The following is an 18,408-nucleotide window of genomic DNA, read 5'->3' as shown; positions in this document are numbered from 1 at the left end:
GTTTACTTGGTGGGTTGGGCTGAGGCGGGGAGAGGCACATTGAAGGTGCGTCCGTCGTAGCGGACTTCCGCAGCGGTATCGGCTGCTTCGATACCCGTGCCCGCGCCGGGGGCGACGAGAACGACGCGGAAGGTGCGGATTTTTAACATGCCGGGGAACTCGCTTCGGCGCGCGCCGATGACGAGGGTGCGGGTGCGGTCGTTCCAGGTTATAGGGATCACGGAGTAGGCACCTTTTTCGTAGCCCCAGCCGTCGCCTTGGTCTTCGTAGAGGAGGTAGGAACCGTCGGCACCCGGATACACGCGCAACTCAAGCGGGGCCGAGGGGGCTTCGCCGGAGTGTTGCACGCGGGGACCGAGCGGCAGGATCGAGCCGGCTTTCACGAAGAGAGGGGAATGCGACAGCGGGGCGTCGGCCTTGACGGTCTGTCCGCCGGACAGAGGACGACCGGTCCAGAAGTCGATCCACGCCGAGTTTTTGGGTAGGTAAACGTCCACGCTGCCGGGGGCGTCCTTCACCGGCGTCGAGTCCCGCCCGTAAAGCTTGGGCGCGAGCACGGGGGCGATCATGAGTTCGTCGCCGACCATGAACTGGGTCTTCAGGTCGTGGGTCTTCGCATCCTCGGGGAACGAGAAGGCGACGGGGCGAATCCACGAGGCGTTCTGCCGGGCAACCCGTCCGCTCAGCGAGTAGAGATGCGGCAGCAGGCGGTAGCGCAGGTCGATGGTGCCGATGATGGCGTCGTAAAACGGCGTGCCCGGCTCGCCAAAGCGCCAGGGCTCGCGCGGCGTATCGGTTCCGTGACTACGGAACATGGGCAGGAACGCGCCGAACTGGAGCCAGCGCGTGTAGAGTTCGCGATAGCCGAGGTCGGCCACGCCCTTGTCGAACTGTCCGCGCCAGAACCATTGCGCCTTGCGGGCCACAAAAAAGCCGCCGGTGTCCGTGGTGACATAGGGGTAGCCGGCTGCGCTCATGCTCTGCATGGAGGCCACTTCCTTGGCGAGCGTCTCCCAGCTCGCGGTGATGTCGCCGGTCCAGATGACCGAGCCGGTGCGCTGGCCTCCGGCATAAGTGGAACGAGTGAGGTTGAGCACGCGTCGGTCGGGCGCGGAGGCGCGCTGGTTTTTGAAGATGCCGGTCCCGCTCCAGAGGCCGTAGGCGTTCAGGTATTGCGGGTCGATGATCTTGGCCAGGCCTGCAATGTTGACGGAATCCGGATCGGCCGGTCGGTCCTTTTGCCAGTCCACGTTTTCAGGTTCGGTCGAGTCGCACCACCAGCCGTCCATGCCGTGTTGACCAAAGGGCTTCCATGCCGCGGTCTCCCAGTAGAGTTTGCGCGCCTCGGGATTGGAGAAGTCGATGAAGGGCGTGCCGGCTAGCGTGTGGCCGGCGTCCTTGAGCGCCTTGCCGGCGGTGGAGAGGTCGCTGGGGTTGGGCCAGATGGAAATGATCACGCGGGCGTCTTGCTTGTGGATGTCCCGGATCATTTTCGCGACGTCCGGATAGCGCTTGGTATCAACGTCGCCGCCCCACTGGGAGGAGATCCAGTAGCTCCAGTCCTGCACGATGACATCGAGGGGGATCTTGCGGTCGCGGAACTCCTTCACCGTGGCCACCAGTTCGTCCTGCGTTTTGTAGCGTTCTTTGGACTGCACGTAGCCGTAGGCCCAGCGGGGCAACATCGCCGCCTGGCCGGTGAGTTGACGGTAGCCGGCGACCGCGCCGTCCATGTCGGGACCGGCGATGAAATAGTAGTCGAGGTCGTCGATCACGTCGAAGGTCATCGAACCGCCGTTGGTCCCATCGGCGAAAGTCATCGCCGAGTAGGCGTCGAAGAGCAGCCCGTAGCCCCGAGTGGAAACCAGCGACGGAATAAGGATGCGCAGGTTGTGCTGGTAGAGCCGCTTGGTGGTGCCGCGCAGGTTCAGGTCGGACGTTTCATCGAAGCCGAGGCCGTAGAGCGCTTCGTCCTTGGCGAAACGGAAGGAGACTTTGCCCCGCCATGCGTCGCGATCTTTGCGCTGGATGTAGTTGCCCACCCGTTCGCGCTCGCCGTCAACGGTCGTCACTTTTGTGACGGAGGCGGGATCGGCGAGCGACTTGATCACCTCCACGCGTTCGAGCGTCCGGGGTTGCGAGGGGTGCTCGGTGAGGAGCGGCTTGCCGTCCGCGTCGAAATACGAAACCGCCTCGGTGGCGCGGTCGATGCGGACGATGAGCTGGTCGGAGCGCAGTTCGACGGTGGCGGACGATTCTTTGACGCGGATCCGGCCGGGGACTTCGGCGACCTCGACGCGCATCAGGCTGGGCGTCTTGGACCAATCGGCGTTCTTGGTAGCGCGCACGCGGGCGATGCGGTCCGTGACAAAATCAACCTGAAGGCGGCCCTCGGTGAGCTGGAGCGAGGCGCCGCGGGAATGAGGCTGCACCTGCTCGACTGCGGCCCGCAAAGTGATCGGTGCGGTGCTCATGAGGCAAACGAGCAAGATCGGGAGGGTGGTATGGTTCAGTTTTATCATGGTGAAACTCAAGGAGCGAGGTAGGGGAGGAAGCGGCCGAGGTGCCCGGCCGCGGCGGGCTTTATTTCGTTTCGATTTTGAAGCCCAGCGCGGTCCTGAAGGTGGAGGTGTCGGGCAAGGTGACGACGAGCGCGTCGGGTTCCTGCTTCCACGTGAGCGTGCCGGTGTAGCCGAGGAGTGTGACGGAGCTGACCGGCTTGCCGAGGGCGTTGGCCGTGGTGCCCAGCGAGGTGATCCGCACCTGGGTGCCGGTGGCGGGCACGGTCATGCAGTAGGCGTAGAGGTTGCCGTCTTTGCCGACGGTGAAGCGGATGTCGGAAGCGGAGAAACGATGGTCGGCTTGGTTGCGACCGATCTTGCCGCCGGGAAGGACGTTGAGCTTGCCGCCGGTGCCTTCGCCGAGGCGCGTCCAGGCTTTGCTGCCGTAGATGCCGGCGCCGTTGAGGCGCATCCATTCGCCGGTTTCCTTGAGCATCTTGACCGTGCTGTCGTCGAGCGAGCCGTCGGGGAGCGGGCAGATACAGAGGCCGACGTTGCCGTCGCGGGAGACTTGTTCGAGGAGGTAGCGGATGACGGCGCCGGAGTCGTTGGTGAAGCCGGGGGCGTAGAACCAGTCGCCGACGGGCGTTTCCGCGATCCAGTCCTGATCGCGTTTGATGTCGCGGGGGATGGTGCCTTCCTGGGTGTTGACCGTGCCGTTGGTCTTGGGGCGGAACTTGACGATGCTGAAGACGTCCACCTTGCCGCGGCGCTGGAGAGTCTTGTTGTAGAAGTCGGCGATGACGCGCTGCATGGCGTCGGACTTTTGACCGGTGCCGGTGCCCGCGCCGCTGAAGGGCTGGATGTTGGTGCCGTCGGTGTAGATGAAGTCCGGTTGATATTTGTCGACGACGTCCATCATACGCAGAGCCCACCAGGTGGCATACCACTTGGCGTAGGCGGCGTGGTTTTGAAAAATCCCGGCGGCCGGGGGCTTCCAACTATCGTTGGCGGCGGCGACGACGCCTTTGTATTCGCGGAGGTCCACGCCGTAGAGCAGGCGTGGGTCGAGGCCTTCCCACCACTTGCCCTTGCCGTCGGCGAGGGTGAGGTGGCCGTCGTAGGGGACGCCGGCCTTGGAGCCGTTTTTGTCGGCGGCGAAAGCGGTTTGCCACCACCACCAGGAATATTCATGGTGGAAGGTGACGCCGAAGCGGATGCCGTCGGCGCGGGCGGCCTTGGTCCATTCGCCGAGGAGGTCGCGCTTGGGGCCGAGACGGGTGGAGTTCCAAGGCTGATACTTGGAGTTCCACATATCGAACTCGTCATGGTGAACCCCTTGGATGATTAGATAGCGGGCGCCGGCGTCCTTGTAGATCTCGACGAGTTTGGCGGGGTCGAGCTTGGTGGGATTCCAGTCGCGCAGGACCTCCTTGTAGCCGACTTCCGACGGGTGGCCGTAGTTGGCGAGATGGTTTTTGTAGGCGTCGGTGCCGGGCTTGTAGAGGTTGCGGGCATACCAGTCGCCGCTCTTGCCGGCGGCCTGCGGGCCGAAATGGACCCAGATGCCGAACTTGGCGTCGCGCAGCCAGGCGGGGGTGCCGGGATAGTTTTTCTCAATGGAGTCCCAGGTCGGCGCGTAAGGGCCGGGGGTGATGGGGAGGTCGAGCTTCACCTCGGCGGCGGACTTGGAGTCGGCCATAGGCACGCTGTCCACGGGCTGGGAGGCGGGTAGCGCAGGGAAGGGTGGCAGCGGCGGTAGCGCGGTGCCGACGGTGTCGGCTGCGGACGCGAGGGATGCCAGCAGGGCGGTGGTGGTGACGAGGACGGGGATGAAACGCATGGAAAAAAGAAGAGGGTTGCGAGTGGATGACGAACGAGGATGAAGGATGGATTGGCGGACGGTGATCAGGGGGTGACTATCCGGTAGAAGCGTTTGGCCTGGCCCGCCGCATCGACATCCGTGGCCTGAACAGTGCCGCCGGTGCCGGCGATGTTGCCCTGCACGATTGTCCACGAACCGTTTTCCAGCGTGTCGGAGCGTTCCACGCGGTAGGTTTTTCCGGATACGGTGGAGAAACTTACGGTGATGTTGCTGCCGCTCATTTGGAGTTGGCTGATTTTCAGCGTGCTGGCTGCGTTCGTGGGATCGGTGCCGGCGATGAATTCCTCGGCGTTGGTCCAGCCATCGCCATCAGGGTCGGCCGTGTCGGCGGCGGCGTCGACATTGGCGACCGTGCCGAAGTTGGTCAGCCGCCACGTCTGGACGGAGGTGTAAGTGGTCCCGTTCGCCTCGGCGGAGTTTGCGCTTTCAACCATCCCATTGAGGGCGGTAACCACGTAATAATAGGGGCTGCCGGAGGAGAGATTGGTGTCGATGTAGCTCGTGCTGGTCACCGGACCGAGGATCGTGTAGGGACCGCCGCTCACATCGGCGCGCTTGACGTTATAGCCGGCCGCTTCGGACACGGCGCTCCAGTTCAGCGCGATCTGAGTTTCGCCCGGGGTAACGACAAGATTCGTGGGCGCAGTCAGCGAGGCTGCTGCCACGGCGGAGATCTCGGCGGCACTCAAGGCGCGGCCGTAGATTTGGAATTCGTCCAGAGAGCCGTTCAGATAGGGATCGTTGCTCCATTGCGATTTTCCGATATAATTTTTGGTGGTGTTACCGAAACTCGATGGATTGAGGCTCATCACCGCATTGGATCCGACCGCTGTTCCGTTGACATAGAGCGTGCCGGTGGAACCCGACAGGGTCACTGCCACGTGCGTCCACGTCCCGGTTGGGAACGTGTAGGTTGTATTAATCTGCTGTACCACTCCTCCCTTGACTGCTTCAAGGCGCAAAAAGCCGTTGTTTCCGTTCTTCGGGCACAGCTCCAAGTAATTCGAGGTACTCGTTCCAAAATCAAAAATTCTCGTGTTGTTCGACGTGCTGATCAATTTCACCCACGCCGAAATGGTGTAATTTGTTAGTCCAGCAATGACCCCTGTTGGCAGCGTTACATAATTGGTGGAACCGCTCAGGCTGACCGCGTTGTTGATCTTGCCTGCCGTGTAGGTGGATCCGCCGACGAGCGTGCCGTTCCAGCCGTTTCCGCTGGTATCGGTGGCGGTCGTCCCACTGATTTCATCGAAGCGCAGATGGGCGCGCAGCGGGTTGGGCGTCACCGCCAACTGAGTGCTGGCGCCGCTTTCGCCGCCGAGGTTGACCGCGGTGATGACGTAAAAATAGATCGTCCCGTTGACCACCGGGTTGTCAACGTAGTTGGTGGCCGTCAGCCCGCTGGCGATGACGGTGTAGGGGCCGCCGGAAACGGTGGAGCGCTTGACGTTGTAGCTCGCCGCGCCGCTGGCGGCCGACCAACTGAGCGCAATCTGGCCGTTGCCCGGCGTGGCGGTGAGGCCGGACGGGGCGTTGGGCACGGGCGGCAGGGGAGTCGCCGAGGCTTGACCGGAGTTCGGGCTCTCGCCAGCGGGATTGACCGCAGAGACCACGTAGAAATACGGCGTGCCATTGGTCAGGCCGGTGTCGTTGCAGGACGTTCCGGTTAGACCCGATGCAACGATGGCATACGAACCTCCGGAGGTCAGAGAACGCTTGACTTGATAGCTGGCGGTTCCGGGAGAAGCGGCCCAGGTGAGAGCTATTTGAGCGTCCCCGCCGGTCGCAGTAAGAGCAGCCGGAGCAAGGGGCGGGGCCATCGTGGTGGCGCTGGCTTCGGCGGAGTTGGCGCTTTCCACCACTCCGTTGAGCGTGCTCACCACGTAATAATAGGGGCTGCCAGTGGCGAGGCTGGTGTCGGTGTAACTGGTGCCGGTAACCGGACCGAGGATCGTCGTGAAGGGGCCTCCGCTGGCATAGCCGCGTTTGACGTTGTAGCCGGTCGCTCCCGGGACCGCGCTCCAGTTCAGCGCGATCTGGGTTTGGCCCGGGGACGCGGCAAGGTTCGCGGGCGCGTTCAACGAGGCTGTTGCCAAGGCGGAGATTTCCGAGGAACTCAAGGCACGGCCGTAGATTTGGAACTCGTCCACCAGACCATTGAGATACGGATCGCTGCCAAGGTACGATTTTCCGATATAGTTCTGCGTTGTGATTCCCAAGCTGGATGGATTTAGCGTCAGTGTGCTGTTGGTTCCAACCGAGGTTCCGTTCACATAGACCGTTCCTACGGTTCCCGACAACGTCACTGCCACATGTGTCCATGTTCCAGTTTGGAATGTGTAGGCGGTGTTGATTTGCTGCTGCCCGTTCCATCCATTTGTTGTGATTCCGAACTGCACATTGCCCGATCCATTCCTAGGGAGCAGATACATGAAACTGGTTGTGCCCGTGCCGAAATTGAAGAGCCGTGGCCAGAGTGCCGCACTATTCAACTTCACCCAAGCGGAGATGGTGAAGTTATTCAGCCCTGCGATCACTCCGGTGGGCAGGGTCGCGTAATTGGTGGAACCGCTCAGGCTGACCGCGTTGTTGATCTTGCCGACCGTGTAGGTGGAGCTGCCCACAAGCGTGCCGTTCCATCCATTTCCGCTAGAATCGGTGACGGTCGCCCCGCTGATTTGATCAAAGCGCAGATGGGCGCGCAGGGGATTGCTGTTGGGTGTCACCACCAACTCAGTGCTGGAGTCACCTTCGCCACCGGCGTTCACCGCGGAGATCACATAATAATAAGTCGTGCCGTTGACTACCGTGCTGTCGAAGTAGCTGGTGGTCGTCAGTCCGCTGGCGAGGACGGTGTAGGGGCCGCCAGAAACGGTGGAGCGCTTGATCGTGTAGCTGGTCGCGCCGCCCACGGCCTGCCAGACCAACCCGGCTTGGCCGTTGCCGGCAGAGGCGATCGCTCCGGAAGGGGCTGCGGGCACGTCCACCGGAGTCGCGGTGGCTTGCGTCGAATCGGCTCCTTCGCCGACGGCGTTTTGGGCCGAGATCACGTAGTAATACGGAGCCCCGTTCACGACATCGGTATCAACATAGCCGGTGTCCGAGGTTGTGCCGACGAGCTCGTAACCGCTGCCGCTGGTATCGGATCGTTTGATGTTATAGCTTGTCGCTCCGGAGGCAGCGCTCCAAGCGAGGGTCACGGTGGCATTGCTCGCGGTTGCGGTGAGTCCGGCCGGGGCCGCAGGCGGGGCAAGGGGGGTGGCCGAGGCCTGGACCGAGGCGGCGCTTTCGCCATTCGGGCCGACTGCGGTCACCACGTAATAATACGCGGTGCCATTGGTGACGATGCTGTCGGCATACGTCGCCGAGGTGGAAATGCCAATAGTTAGGTAACCGCTGCCGTCGGTGGTCGAGCGCTTGATGTTATAGCTGGTCGCTCCGGAGGAAGCGGTCCAGGTCAAGGTGACGAGGCCGTTGTCGCTGACGGCCGTGAAGTTGGCAGGGACCGGCGGAGGGCCGACGGGAGTCGTGCTGACTTCGGTGGAGTTCACGCTTTCGGCCAGGCCATTGAGCGCGGTCACCACATAGAAATAGCTAGTGCCGTTGATCACTCCAGTGTCCGTCCAGTTCGGGCCAGCAAGGTTGGCTCCGACCACAGTGTAAGGGCCGCTGCTAACGGTCGCACGCTTGACGTTGTAACCGGTTGCGCCGGAAACGGCGTTCCAGGTCAAGGCGGCCTGGGCATTTCCAATGCTCACGGCAAGTCCACCAGGAGCGGCTAGAGGCGCGGCCAGCGCGGAAATTTCCGAGGCGCTCAAGGCGCGGCCATAGATCTGGAATTCGTCCAAAGAGCCGTTCAGATAGGGATCGGTGCTGAACTGGGATTTTCCAAGGTAGTTCTGGGTGGTGAGACCGAGACTCGACGGAGTGAGCGTCATCCCTGTGTTGGTGCCGGCGGAGACGCCGTTGATGTAGAGAGTGCCGACGGAACCGGAGAACGTGACGGCCACGTGGGTCCACACGCCGGTGGTGCTGACGATGGTGGCGCTATTGATCTGTTGTTCGCTCGCCGATGGGGTCCGGATGGCGAACCGCATCTTGCTTGCTCCGCTGGACGGCGTCAGGAACATGTAATTGGTCGTCCCGGTTCCGAAATCGAAGATGCGCGCCCACGTGGAGATGCTGTTGAGCTTCACCCAAGTCGAGAGGGTGTAGTTACCCAGTCCGGCGATCACACCGGAGGGCAGGGTCGCGTAATTCGTAGTGCCGCTCAGGCTGACCGCGTTGTTGATCTTGCCGGTCGTCCAAGTGTAGCCGCCTACGAGCGTGCCGTTCCAACCGTTGCCGCTCGCGTCGGCGGCGGTGGAGCCGGTGGTTTCGTCGAAGCGCAGGTGGACCTTGGGCATCACGATGTTGGCCATTCCGGACAACTCGGTGGTGCCGACGCTTTCGCCGGCGGCGTTCACCGCCACGATGACATAGTAGTAGGTGACTCCGGGGCTTGCACTGGTATCCGCATAGCTGGTGGCGGTGCCGGTGTAGATCGGGGTGTAGGAGCCGCCAGTGGCGATGGAGCGCTTGACGATGTAGCTCGTCGCACCGCTCGCGACACCCCAGCCCAAGGAAACCTGCGAGGTGCCATTGCCGCCGCTCGCGGTCACGCTGCCAGGCGTGGGGGGCGGAATGCTGGAAACGATGCTGCCCACCTCCGCCGCGCTCAGCGCGTAATTGTAAATGCGAAAGTCGTCGATCTGGCCGTTAAAGAGCGGATCGGAGAACTGGCTCTTGCCGATGTAATTGAGAGCGGGGTTAAACGCATCGGGTGCGAGTGTGATCGCGTTGTTGGTCGCGACGGCGGCTCCGTTCACATAGAGCGTGGCGGTGCTGCCGCTCAAGGTGACGGTGACGTGCATCCAGCGCCCGGTCGGCAGGGCGGTGGTGTTGAGCTGTTGCTCGAGGCCGCCATGGGCGATGGTGAAACGCATGCCGCTGCCCGAGTTGGGCGTGAGCATCAGGAAGCTGGACGTGCTGTTGCCGAAGTCGAAGATGCGCTCCCAGTTTCCACCGCCGTTCCAATAGACCCACGTCGAAATCGAGATCTCGTGGTAGCTCGCCGCACCGGCGGGCAGGGTGACGTAATGAGTCGCGCCATCGAGCGAGAGCGCCTGCCCGGTCCGCCCGGACACATAGTTGGGCGTGCCGGTGATCGTGCCGGGGAAGTTGCCGACGCTGTCTGTGAGATTTTGCTCAAACTGATAGCTCGAGCGCTGGGCGAATGGAAACACGTTCATTTCCAGCGTCGCGTCCGCGTAAAGTCCGCCGGCATCGGTGACGCGGACGGTGAAACTGTTGAGGCCAGCGTCGCCTGCGCCGGGCGTGCCGGTGAGATCGCCGTTGATCCCGATCATGAGCCAGGCCGGGCCGCCGACCTTGCTGAATGAAAGGCTGTCGCCGTAGGGAAGATCCGGGTCCGTCGCGTTCGCCGCGAGCGAAGAGGCGTAGGCCTGGCCGCGGGTGACACCGGGTTTGGTGACCGTGCCGGAGAGCCAGGTGGGCGCCTCGTTGGTGTTGTTAACGGTGACGTAGAGATTGGCGTCGTCGGTGGCGCCGACGGGGTCGGTCACGCGCACGACGAGCAGGTTTTTGCCGTTGTCGCTGTTCGCGGGAGTGCCGGAGAGCGCGCCGTTCGCTGCCACGCCCAACCAGGACGGGCCGGAGACTTTCTCGTAGATCAGCGTTCCTCCGTCGGCATCCGTGGCGCTGGTGTAAATGGATTGGGTCGTGTAAGCCGTGCCCTGAGTGGCGTTGGCGCGGAACAGCGGATTGCCCGTGAATTTGGGCGCGTGGTTAGCGCTCTGCCCCCATTGGGCATAGACGTCGGAACCGGACAGCGCGTAATTGGAGATGCGGAAGTTGTCGATGCGACCGCTGAAGTAGGGGTCGCCGTTCCACATGCTCTTGCCCAGGTAGCAGAAGGGCTGGCTGAACATCGGGGCGAGCCGGGGAGAGGAACCGGCCGCGACCGGCAAGCCGTTGACGTAAAGGGTCGCGGTTTCGCCGTTGAAGGTGACGGCGAGGTGTGTCCAGGTGGCTATCGGCATCGCGGGGCCGGTGAGATAGATCGAGCCGTTGTTGCCGCGGGAGGTCGTCATCTGGAAGGCGATTTTGCCATAACCGTCCTTGGGGGTGAGCATCATGAATTTCTCGATCTCGCTGCCGAAATCGAAGACGCGCTGGTTGGCGTTGCCGCCGTTCCAATACACCCAGGCTGAGAGGGTGACGTCGCGGGAGAGGCCGGAGTTGACCGGGAACTGGACGTATTGATCGACGCCGTTGAGGGAGATCGCCTGTCCGCCGCCGAAGCCGGCGGCGTAGCCAGGCGCGGTGGTTCCCTTGCCGGTCGCGTGGCGGGTGCCGGTGCCGTCGTTGGTGCTCCCTTCGAAGCTGTAGCTGGCGACGAGCGCCTGGTTGGCGAGCAGCGGGGTGCTCTCGAGGTTGCCCGTCGGAGTGATGGCGACGACTTTGTAGTAGTAGCTGCCGCCTTGGGCGACGGTGGTGTCGGTGAAATTGAGGTTGGGTTCGACGGCCGTGCCGAGCGTCGCGTAGGGACCGGCGGCGCTGGCGCCGCTGGCGGTTCTCTGGATCTGGTAGCTCGTCGCGGTGGCGCTGCCCCACCAGTTCAGGATGAGCTGGTTCTTGCTCCATTGCGCGAGCAGGCCGCTGGGAGCGGCGCTGGTGGTCGTGTCCTCCCGGGCGTAGGTGAGACTGCCGAGGCCGAGGGAATCCGCTGCGGAGGGAGTGCTGTAGATCGTGGGGAACCCCTCGGGCCGGATCCGGTTCATCGCGAGCTTGCTCCACGGCGCGGCGACACCTTGGACGTTTGCGTAGTGGTTGTAAACCAGCTCCCAGGCGGGGTAGTTGCCCGCCCATCGGCCATTGCTCGAGAGCGTCTCGTTGGTGGCGCTATCGGTGTTGCTGTGATAAACCCAGAACACGTCATCGTTGTAGAGGTTGTATTTCGCGATGTATTCGTAGGCGCGCAGCACCCGGTTGTTGTCGTAGCCGAAGAGGTCGTCGCCCTGGTTCCAGGCCATCTGGCAAAGCAGTCCCATCGAATACCAGCCGCCCTGATTGTGGAACTGGTCGCGCCCGCTCTCCTCGGTTTGCGACGTGCCGTCGGGGTGGATATACCACGCCGCGCGCTCCACTCGTCCGTTGCCCGCGCCGAATTTGAAGTAGTCCACCGCCTGCTGGTAAACGGCGCGGTTGTCGCACAGGATGCCGATGGCGGCCATCGATGCCATGTTGTCCGAGTCCCAGTTGAGCCGGTAATGCGTGTTGCCGCCAGCGTTAACGGGCGTGCCGAAGTGATACCAGAGATACTCGACGTTCGCGATGTAGAACACGCGCATCATCATATCCTTGTAGGCCTGCTTTTGCGCCGCGGGCCAGCCGGGATAGGTGCTGAGGATTTCGCCGCCAATGGCGAAGAGATAACCGCAGATGCCGGAGGCGAGGGCTTGGTTGCTGTCGCCGGTGATGCCCAGAAGTTTGCCCGACCAGGCGTTCGCGATCCACACGGCTTGGTTGGCATAGGCCACGTCGCCGGTGAGCTTCCAGCGCAGGGAGAGTTCGTAGATCGCGTTCCCGTCCCACTGGGTGCGGGTGTAGTTGTTCTGCTCCGGCCCGCCGCGAATGATATATTCGTATGCCGTGGGCCCCCAACCCAGTGACGCTAAGCGGTTGCCCGTAAACTGGTCGAAGCTGGTTTTCCACGGCGAGGTGCCCGCGGCAATCTTGGCTTTCATGCGGTCGAAGTCGGTCTCCGTGTGCAAGGTGCCCGGGTGCGCAAAGGGCGCGTAGGGCATCGTCGATGCCGTCATGTTCACCTGGAACACCCGGTCTCCGGACAGCGGCGTGATCGTCGCCCCCTTCGAGGGTCGCGTGTAAGCCGTGCCGCCGGCGTAGGGATCGGCGCTCGTTCCTAGCAGCTCGAAGTAGTTGAAGCCTTTGCCTTGGGTGGTAAGATCGAAACTGTAGGTCGTGTTCGGATCGAGGTGGACCGGAAAGGGCAGGTTGAAGGTGAGGTAGGTGCCCGGCCCGTTCGCGCTGGTTCCCGAGCCGGGAGTGCCCTCGCCTCCCGCGATGAAGTTCTGGATCGATAGGAGCGAATGCGTCGTGCCGTTTACCTTGCCGAAGGTCACTATGATGGGCGAGGGTGCCGGCCTGAGGTCCCAAGCGATCTGGTTGGCGCCGGTCGCCGTGTTGTTCGTGTAGCCCGCGAGGCGCACGGTGAGGCCGCTCACCTCGTAGCCGTTGGGGTTGCTCCCGGTCGTGAAGGTCTGGCCCTGCGCCGGCCGGCCATTGGCCACGTAGGTGCTCGCGTCGTTGGCCGTGCCGTTGTTCGCACCGCCATCGGAGTTGACGCCCGAGCCACCGATGTTCGCGGCGTCGAAGGCGGCTCCGCTCCACTGGGCGACGCTATCGGCCGCGCCGGAGGGCTGGGCGGCGGAATAGGTGATCGTGGAGTTGAAGGTGAGCGGGTGCGCCAGCGCCGCATTCGACAAGAGCAGCCCGCCGATTAGGGAGCAAAGAAACTGGATTGGGTTTTTCACGAGTGTGTATGATTTAAGTTTTCATGGACGCCGGGGGTTAGCTTAATTGAGGTTCGGTCAGGTCATTTCTTCGTAACAGGAGATGCGTTTTGACGCGTGAAAATCGACAGGTCCCATTCGGCGTGCCAGTGCAGGACCGGGCGGTCATTTTCCCATTCAACCGGGAGCCAGACATGGCGGCCGTCGATGGGGTTTTTCGGCCGCCAGCGGTCACCCATGTAAATAAACTCACCGGGATGACCGGGCACGGGCAGGACGTAGGTGGACTGGGACTCAAAGGTGATGGCGTTTTCGGGCTCCGTGCCCCGGCAGGGATTCCCCAGCACGGTCCATGGCCCCCAGATCGAGTCGGCCATCGCGGAGCGTCCCGGATTGGGAAACCAGCCGGAGGTGCCGGAGGCGAACAGGTAGTATTTTCCGGCGCGCTTGAAGAGTGCCGGAGCCTCGTTGGATTCGCCGGGAAAGATCCGCGTCCATTTGCCGGTGAAACCGCGGTAGTCGTCCGTCAATTCGTGAAGGTGGAGCGTCAGGTTGTCCTCGCCGGAGGTCAGCAGGTAGCCTTTGCCGTCGTCGTCCACAAAAAGCGTCATGTCGCGGGACATCTGGCCGCGCTCCAAATCCCGCCGCACGAAATCGCCGGCGACAGCGGCCTCGGGCCATTTTTTTCTGTTCTTAAACCGGTTGGGATCAGGCGGCGGGCCCGGCTCGAGACCGGGCGGCAGCACGCCTGGGTTGGGGCGAAACGAGCCCACAAATTTGTAGGGGCCGGTCGCCTTGTCGCTGACTGCCAAAGCGGCGCGGGCGTTTGCGTAGTTTCGGCAATCCACGTGAAACCACATCACGAAGGTCTTGGTCTTCGCGTTGTAAATGACCTTGGGCCGCTCGATGATGCAGCCCTTTGCAATCTCGCTCTTGGGGGCGTCCGAAACGGCCAGCGCGATCCCACCGTCCTGCCAATGAACCAGATCCCGGGAGCTGTAAACATGGACGCCCACTTGGGCATAGTTGCCCGCGTCGCCTTCGATCTTGTGCTCGCCGAACCAGTAATAAACGCCGTCGTGAGACAGGATTCCGCCGCCGTGGGCGTTGATGGGAACGCCTTTGTTGTCTGGCCACAGTTCGCCGGGACGAAATTTGTCCTGCACCGCTTCCGCCGCGAAGGTGCTCATCGCGGCGCAAGCGAGGAGCATGAGCGTTAAGAGTGAGCGGAAGAGTTTCATCATTGAGGTCCAATTCCGGGCGAACAGAGGTGGGCTAGCCGCCGCGGAGAAACCCATTACGCCGCGACAGCCAACCCTTCCATTCGGCCGAATAGAAATCTATCAACCAACCCTGCGGCGGCGGAGCAGGGCGAGCACACCGAGGCCTCCGAGCAGGGCTGCTCCGGGCTCGGGCACGGAAGTGATGGTCACGAAACTCGAACCCGTGCCGCCGTTGAGTCCGGCAGACGCGTTATCATAGTCGATCAACCAACTGCCGCCCGCATCGGTGAAGGTATCGCCGTCATTGAGTGTGACGTTGCCGGTATCCTTGAAGGTTCCGGAAAGCGATCCCGTGTTGTATCCGAACAAGGTGAACGTCTGGCCCGGGGTGTAGCTTCCCAGTTGCACAAGGTCCAGAATCGATCCGGATAGAATCGCGAGTGAGCCCGAAACATTTCCTAGATCGGCGCTGCTTCCACCTCCGATCAGTTCGTAGGTATAGGTCGAAGTTGAGCCCAATGTCAGACTGCCGAAATTGATGGTTCCGGGTGAGTTACCGATCGCCAGTTGGGTGGAAACCGTCAGTGACCCGACGACTGTGCCGGATCCCGATAGATTCGTCACTGTGTAGCCGCCGACCTTGGCGGAAACATCGAAGGTTCCTGACGTGCCGAGCGAAACGCCGCTGGTGTTGCTGATGGAACCCGTGGAGCCGAGGGCAAGTGTTCCACCATTGATGAGCGTGGCTCCTCCGTAGGTGTTTGCTCCGGAAAGAGTCACCGTGTTTGACGTGCTTTTGGTCAGGCCATTGGAGCCCGCGAGGACGGCACCGACCGAGCCGTTTTGTACGTCATAGGTGCCGCTGTTGTTAGTGATCGTGCCGTTGTTGACCGCACCGCCACCGGTGAGGGCACCGAGCGTGTTGGTGATGCTGGCACCACCCAGATTCGCGGTGCCGCCGGAAACCGTCAGCGCGCCGGAGCCGAAGGTGCCGCTGCCGGAGAGCGTCAACGTGCCGTTGCCCACCGATGTGCCACCGGAATAGGTGTTCGCGCCGGAGAGGGTCACGGTGCCGCCGGTGGACTTGGTGAGAACGCCGGAGCCACCGAGGATGCCGCTCACGGCGCCGCTTTGCACGGCATAGGAGGAGCCGGTCAGGACTTTGCCGCTGGCGTTGGAGATGGTGCCGCTGGTCAGGGTGACCGCGCCCACGGTGTCATCGTTGCTCACCTTGTAGGTGCCGCCACTCACAGTCACCGCGCCGGAGTCAGCCAAGGTGCCGGTCACGTCCAAAGTGCCTGCGGTTACGGTGGTCCCGCCGGTGTAGCTTTGGGCGCCGCCAAAGGTGACGGTGCCGGTACCCGTGTTGCTGTTGATGTTGAAACCGCCCCCGCCGCTGATGGCGCTGTTGATGGCGACGGCGAAACCGTTGGCATCAATCGTCGAAACGGCCGTAGTTGTGACCGAGGAGAGCGCCAGCGCGCCGGTGTTGACGGTCCCGCCGGTAGCGCCTTGGTTCTGGCCGACGTCCGATGCGGTCGTTGACTGGAGCCAATCTGTCTGGGTTCCGAGCGCTTTCAGCGTGCCGCCACCGAACACGAAATTCGCGGTTCCCGAATTTGCACTACCGGTGCTTCCATCACGAACAAACTGGCGGTCCGTGGCAAGGGTGCCACCATTCAGATTGATCGTGCCGTTATTGCCGTTGGCGGCACTAGGGTCCCTACCCATCATGATAAGGCGTGTATCCGTGCCGGCCCCTGTCGTCGCCAGGGTACCGCGATTGATCGTGGCGGTGCCGGAGGCGATCGTCAGCACACCCGATCCGGTTGAGCCGTTGCCGAGGAGGAGGGCCGTGTTCGCGCCGAAGGTGAGGGTTCCACCGTTCACAAGGATCGTGCTCGTGCCGGCTATATTCTGGCCAATGGCAGAGGCGGGCTGCGTGTTCGTCGCTCCGTTGACCGCGAGCGAACCACCCGACTGAATCGTAACTGTTGTAGTGCCCCCAACGCTGAGGTAGCCGCCTTGATTCACGTTTGCTGCGTTGCCTACAGTCGTAGAACCCGTGATGTCCACGCCACCCGCTCCCCCATTGATGGTCAAATTAGCAAAGGCAGTATTCGTCGCGAAGTTGTTGGTTCCCCCCAGGGTGATCTTGTTGGTCGGATTCAGTGTCAGACCACCCGCACCGGTAATGTTGCCACCCAGAACCAACTGGCCGCTCGTCGCAGTGACTGTGCGACCGGCTGCAATCGTCATCGCGGTGTTGATCGTCTGGGTGTTCGTCGAGTTGTTGGTGATGGTCCCCGTGAGCGCGAAGCTGTTGCCGCCGATGGTGAAGGCGCTGGCGCCGCTGTTGAAGGTGAGGCCGGCGAAGGTGGCTCCCGAGAGGTCGTTGTTCAGGGTGGTGCCGAAGGGGCCGGCTGTTCCGAACACGGGTGTGTTGTTATTGGGGCTAACCGATCCCGTCCAGTTGGACAGGGTGGCGAAGTTGGAATCGGTATTACCGATCCAGACGTCGTTGGCGGCGTGGGCGAGTGGGGAGGAAACTCCGGCGAACGCGAGTGCGATGAGGCCGAGGTGCTGTACTGTTTTGTTCTTAGGTTTCATGGGTGATAGGGAGGGGTCTTAATAGAGAGGTTTGGATTTCGATGAACGCAGGGCTCAGTTCTTGACGACGAGGCGGACGAAGCTCTTGCCACCGGCGGGCATGTCGTAAACGACCGAGGTGCCGGCAGTGACGGCCACAGTGTTGTCGCCGGTGCCGATCGGGACCTGCGTCCAGTTCACGAGGTCGGTGGAGGTTTGCACTTCGTAGTCGGTGCCATAGACGCCGGTGTAAGTGGCTCCCATCGGCCAGGTGACGGCTCCATTTACCGGGGCCGGGTTGGCGGTGAAGGTCGAGCCGGTTTGGCCCATGAAGTACTCCACGCCGTTTTTCACGCCGTCGTTGTCATGGTCCTGATCCATCGTCTGCCCCGATGCGTAGAGATCCGCCCAGGCGGAATAGCCGGCGGGAGGACCGGTGGTGACACTGACGACTCCCGTGCCGGTAAAGTGGACGTCATCGATATGCGTCGCGGTGGAACCGGTGGCTCCCCAAGTGCCAGTGGCCTGCTGCGTGGCGCCGAAGTAGAGGGTGCCCACCACTTCGGTAGCGCCCATTGGGTCCACTTTGCCGCCATTGATCACGAGCTTGTTGGCGTTAGCAATGGCATTTCCACTCACGGCGAGAACCCCGGCATTCACGGTGGTGTCGCCGGTATAGATATTCGTGCCGGAGAGGGTGAGCGTGCCCGTGCCGACTTTGGTCAGGCTGAGCTGCATCATATTATTGCTAGACCGGCCCAGCACTCCCGAGAAAGTGGAATTTGTGTTCAGGTTGCCGACTTCAAGGATGTTGAAAACGTTGGCGGTGCCATTGAACGAACCCTGAAAGGTGCCACCGCCGGTGAGCGTGCCTATTTTCATGGTGTTGGCAACGGTGGTGGCATCAATAAAGCCGGGGGAGACATTGGCACTCGGCCCGGAAATCAAATTCACCGTGGCGTGCGAGAGATCAATGGTGGCTCCTCCCGTAGCTCCAAACCGCCAAAAAGCCGTAGTGTTTGTATTACCGTTGGTGATTGCCAGCGTCCCGATAAAACCACTGAGGTCGCCCTTAAGAAACAGATTGGGGGTAGAGCCGGAGGCGGTTTTATTCTGAAGCGTGCCGGAGCCGGTCAGCGCCCCGGTCAATGTCAGGACGTTGTTTGCATTCTGACCGAGGCTCGCGGTGCCGGTGACGTTGATGGGATTCGCGACCGTCAAATTGTTGGCACTGGCACCGAGGGTGGTGCCATCGGCCAGGGCGATCGTTCCCGAGCCAGCGCCAGTATCGTTGCCGAGAAGTAGCGTGCCTGAAGTGATGGCGGTGCCTCCGCTGTATGTGTTACCAAAGGACAAGGTGACTGCGCCAGTGCCAGCCTGGGTGACTGTTCCGGTACCGTCGATCAAACTAAAATCCGTGCCTTGGACGACGTCGTTGGTGCGATTGAAAACGAGGCTGGCGTTGTTGTTGATGGTGATGGTGCCGGGCCCGGGCGTGCCGGTTGTGCCTCCGCTACCCACTTGTAAGATCCCGCCGTTGATCGTGGTACCTCCCGAATAGGTATTTGAACCGGAGAGGATCTGGGTTCCTGTCCCGTTTTTAACAACGCCTCCGA

6 protein-coding genes are annotated in these 18,408 nt (G+C 62.2%); all 6 read right to left on the bottom strand.

What is annotated here, in order from left to right:
* Positions 1 to 2: 2 nt before the first annotated feature.
* Entirely contained in the window at positions 3 to 2,522 is a 2,520-nt protein-coding gene (locus ABIT76_09195; protein ID MEO7933319.1) for a glycoside hydrolase family 31 protein, read from the bottom strand.
* Between the two features lie 61 nt (positions 2,523 to 2,583).
* Complete coding sequence (locus tag ABIT76_09190) at positions 2,584 to 4,344, bottom strand: alpha-L-fucosidase (GenBank protein ID MEO7933318.1); 1,761 nt, start codon at positions 4,342 to 4,344, stop codon at positions 2,584 to 2,586.
* Positions 4,345 to 4,409: 65 nt separating this feature from the next.
* Positions 4,410 to 13,001, bottom strand: a complete 8,592-nt coding sequence (locus tag ABIT76_09185) for a LamG-like jellyroll fold domain-containing protein (GenBank protein ID MEO7933317.1) — start codon at positions 12,999 to 13,001, stop codon at positions 4,410 to 4,412.
* A gap of 62 nt (positions 13,002 to 13,063) precedes the next feature.
* On the bottom strand, positions 13,064 to 14,224 hold the full coding sequence (locus tag ABIT76_09180) for a glycoside hydrolase family 43 protein (GenBank protein ID MEO7933316.1): 1,161 nt from the start codon (positions 14,222 to 14,224) through the stop codon (positions 13,064 to 13,066).
* Positions 14,225 to 14,323: 99 nt separating this feature from the next.
* Entirely contained in the window at positions 14,324 to 16,813 is a 2,490-nt protein-coding gene (locus ABIT76_09175) for an autotransporter-associated beta strand repeat-containing protein (GenBank protein ID MEO7933315.1), read from the bottom strand.
* 54 nt (positions 16,814 to 16,867) lie between these two features.
* A partial coding sequence (locus ABIT76_09170; protein ID MEO7933314.1) for an autotransporter-associated beta strand repeat-containing protein occupies positions 16,868 to 18,408 on the bottom strand: 1,541 nt, incomplete at its 5' end.

This window comes from Chthoniobacterales bacterium (assembly GCA_039930045.1).
Taxonomy (GTDB): Bacteria; Verrucomicrobiota; Verrucomicrobiia; order Chthoniobacterales; family DASVRZ01; genus DASVRZ01.
Note: the sequence above shows the minus strand (reverse complement) of the source record. Positions and strands in the feature narration are given on the sequence as shown.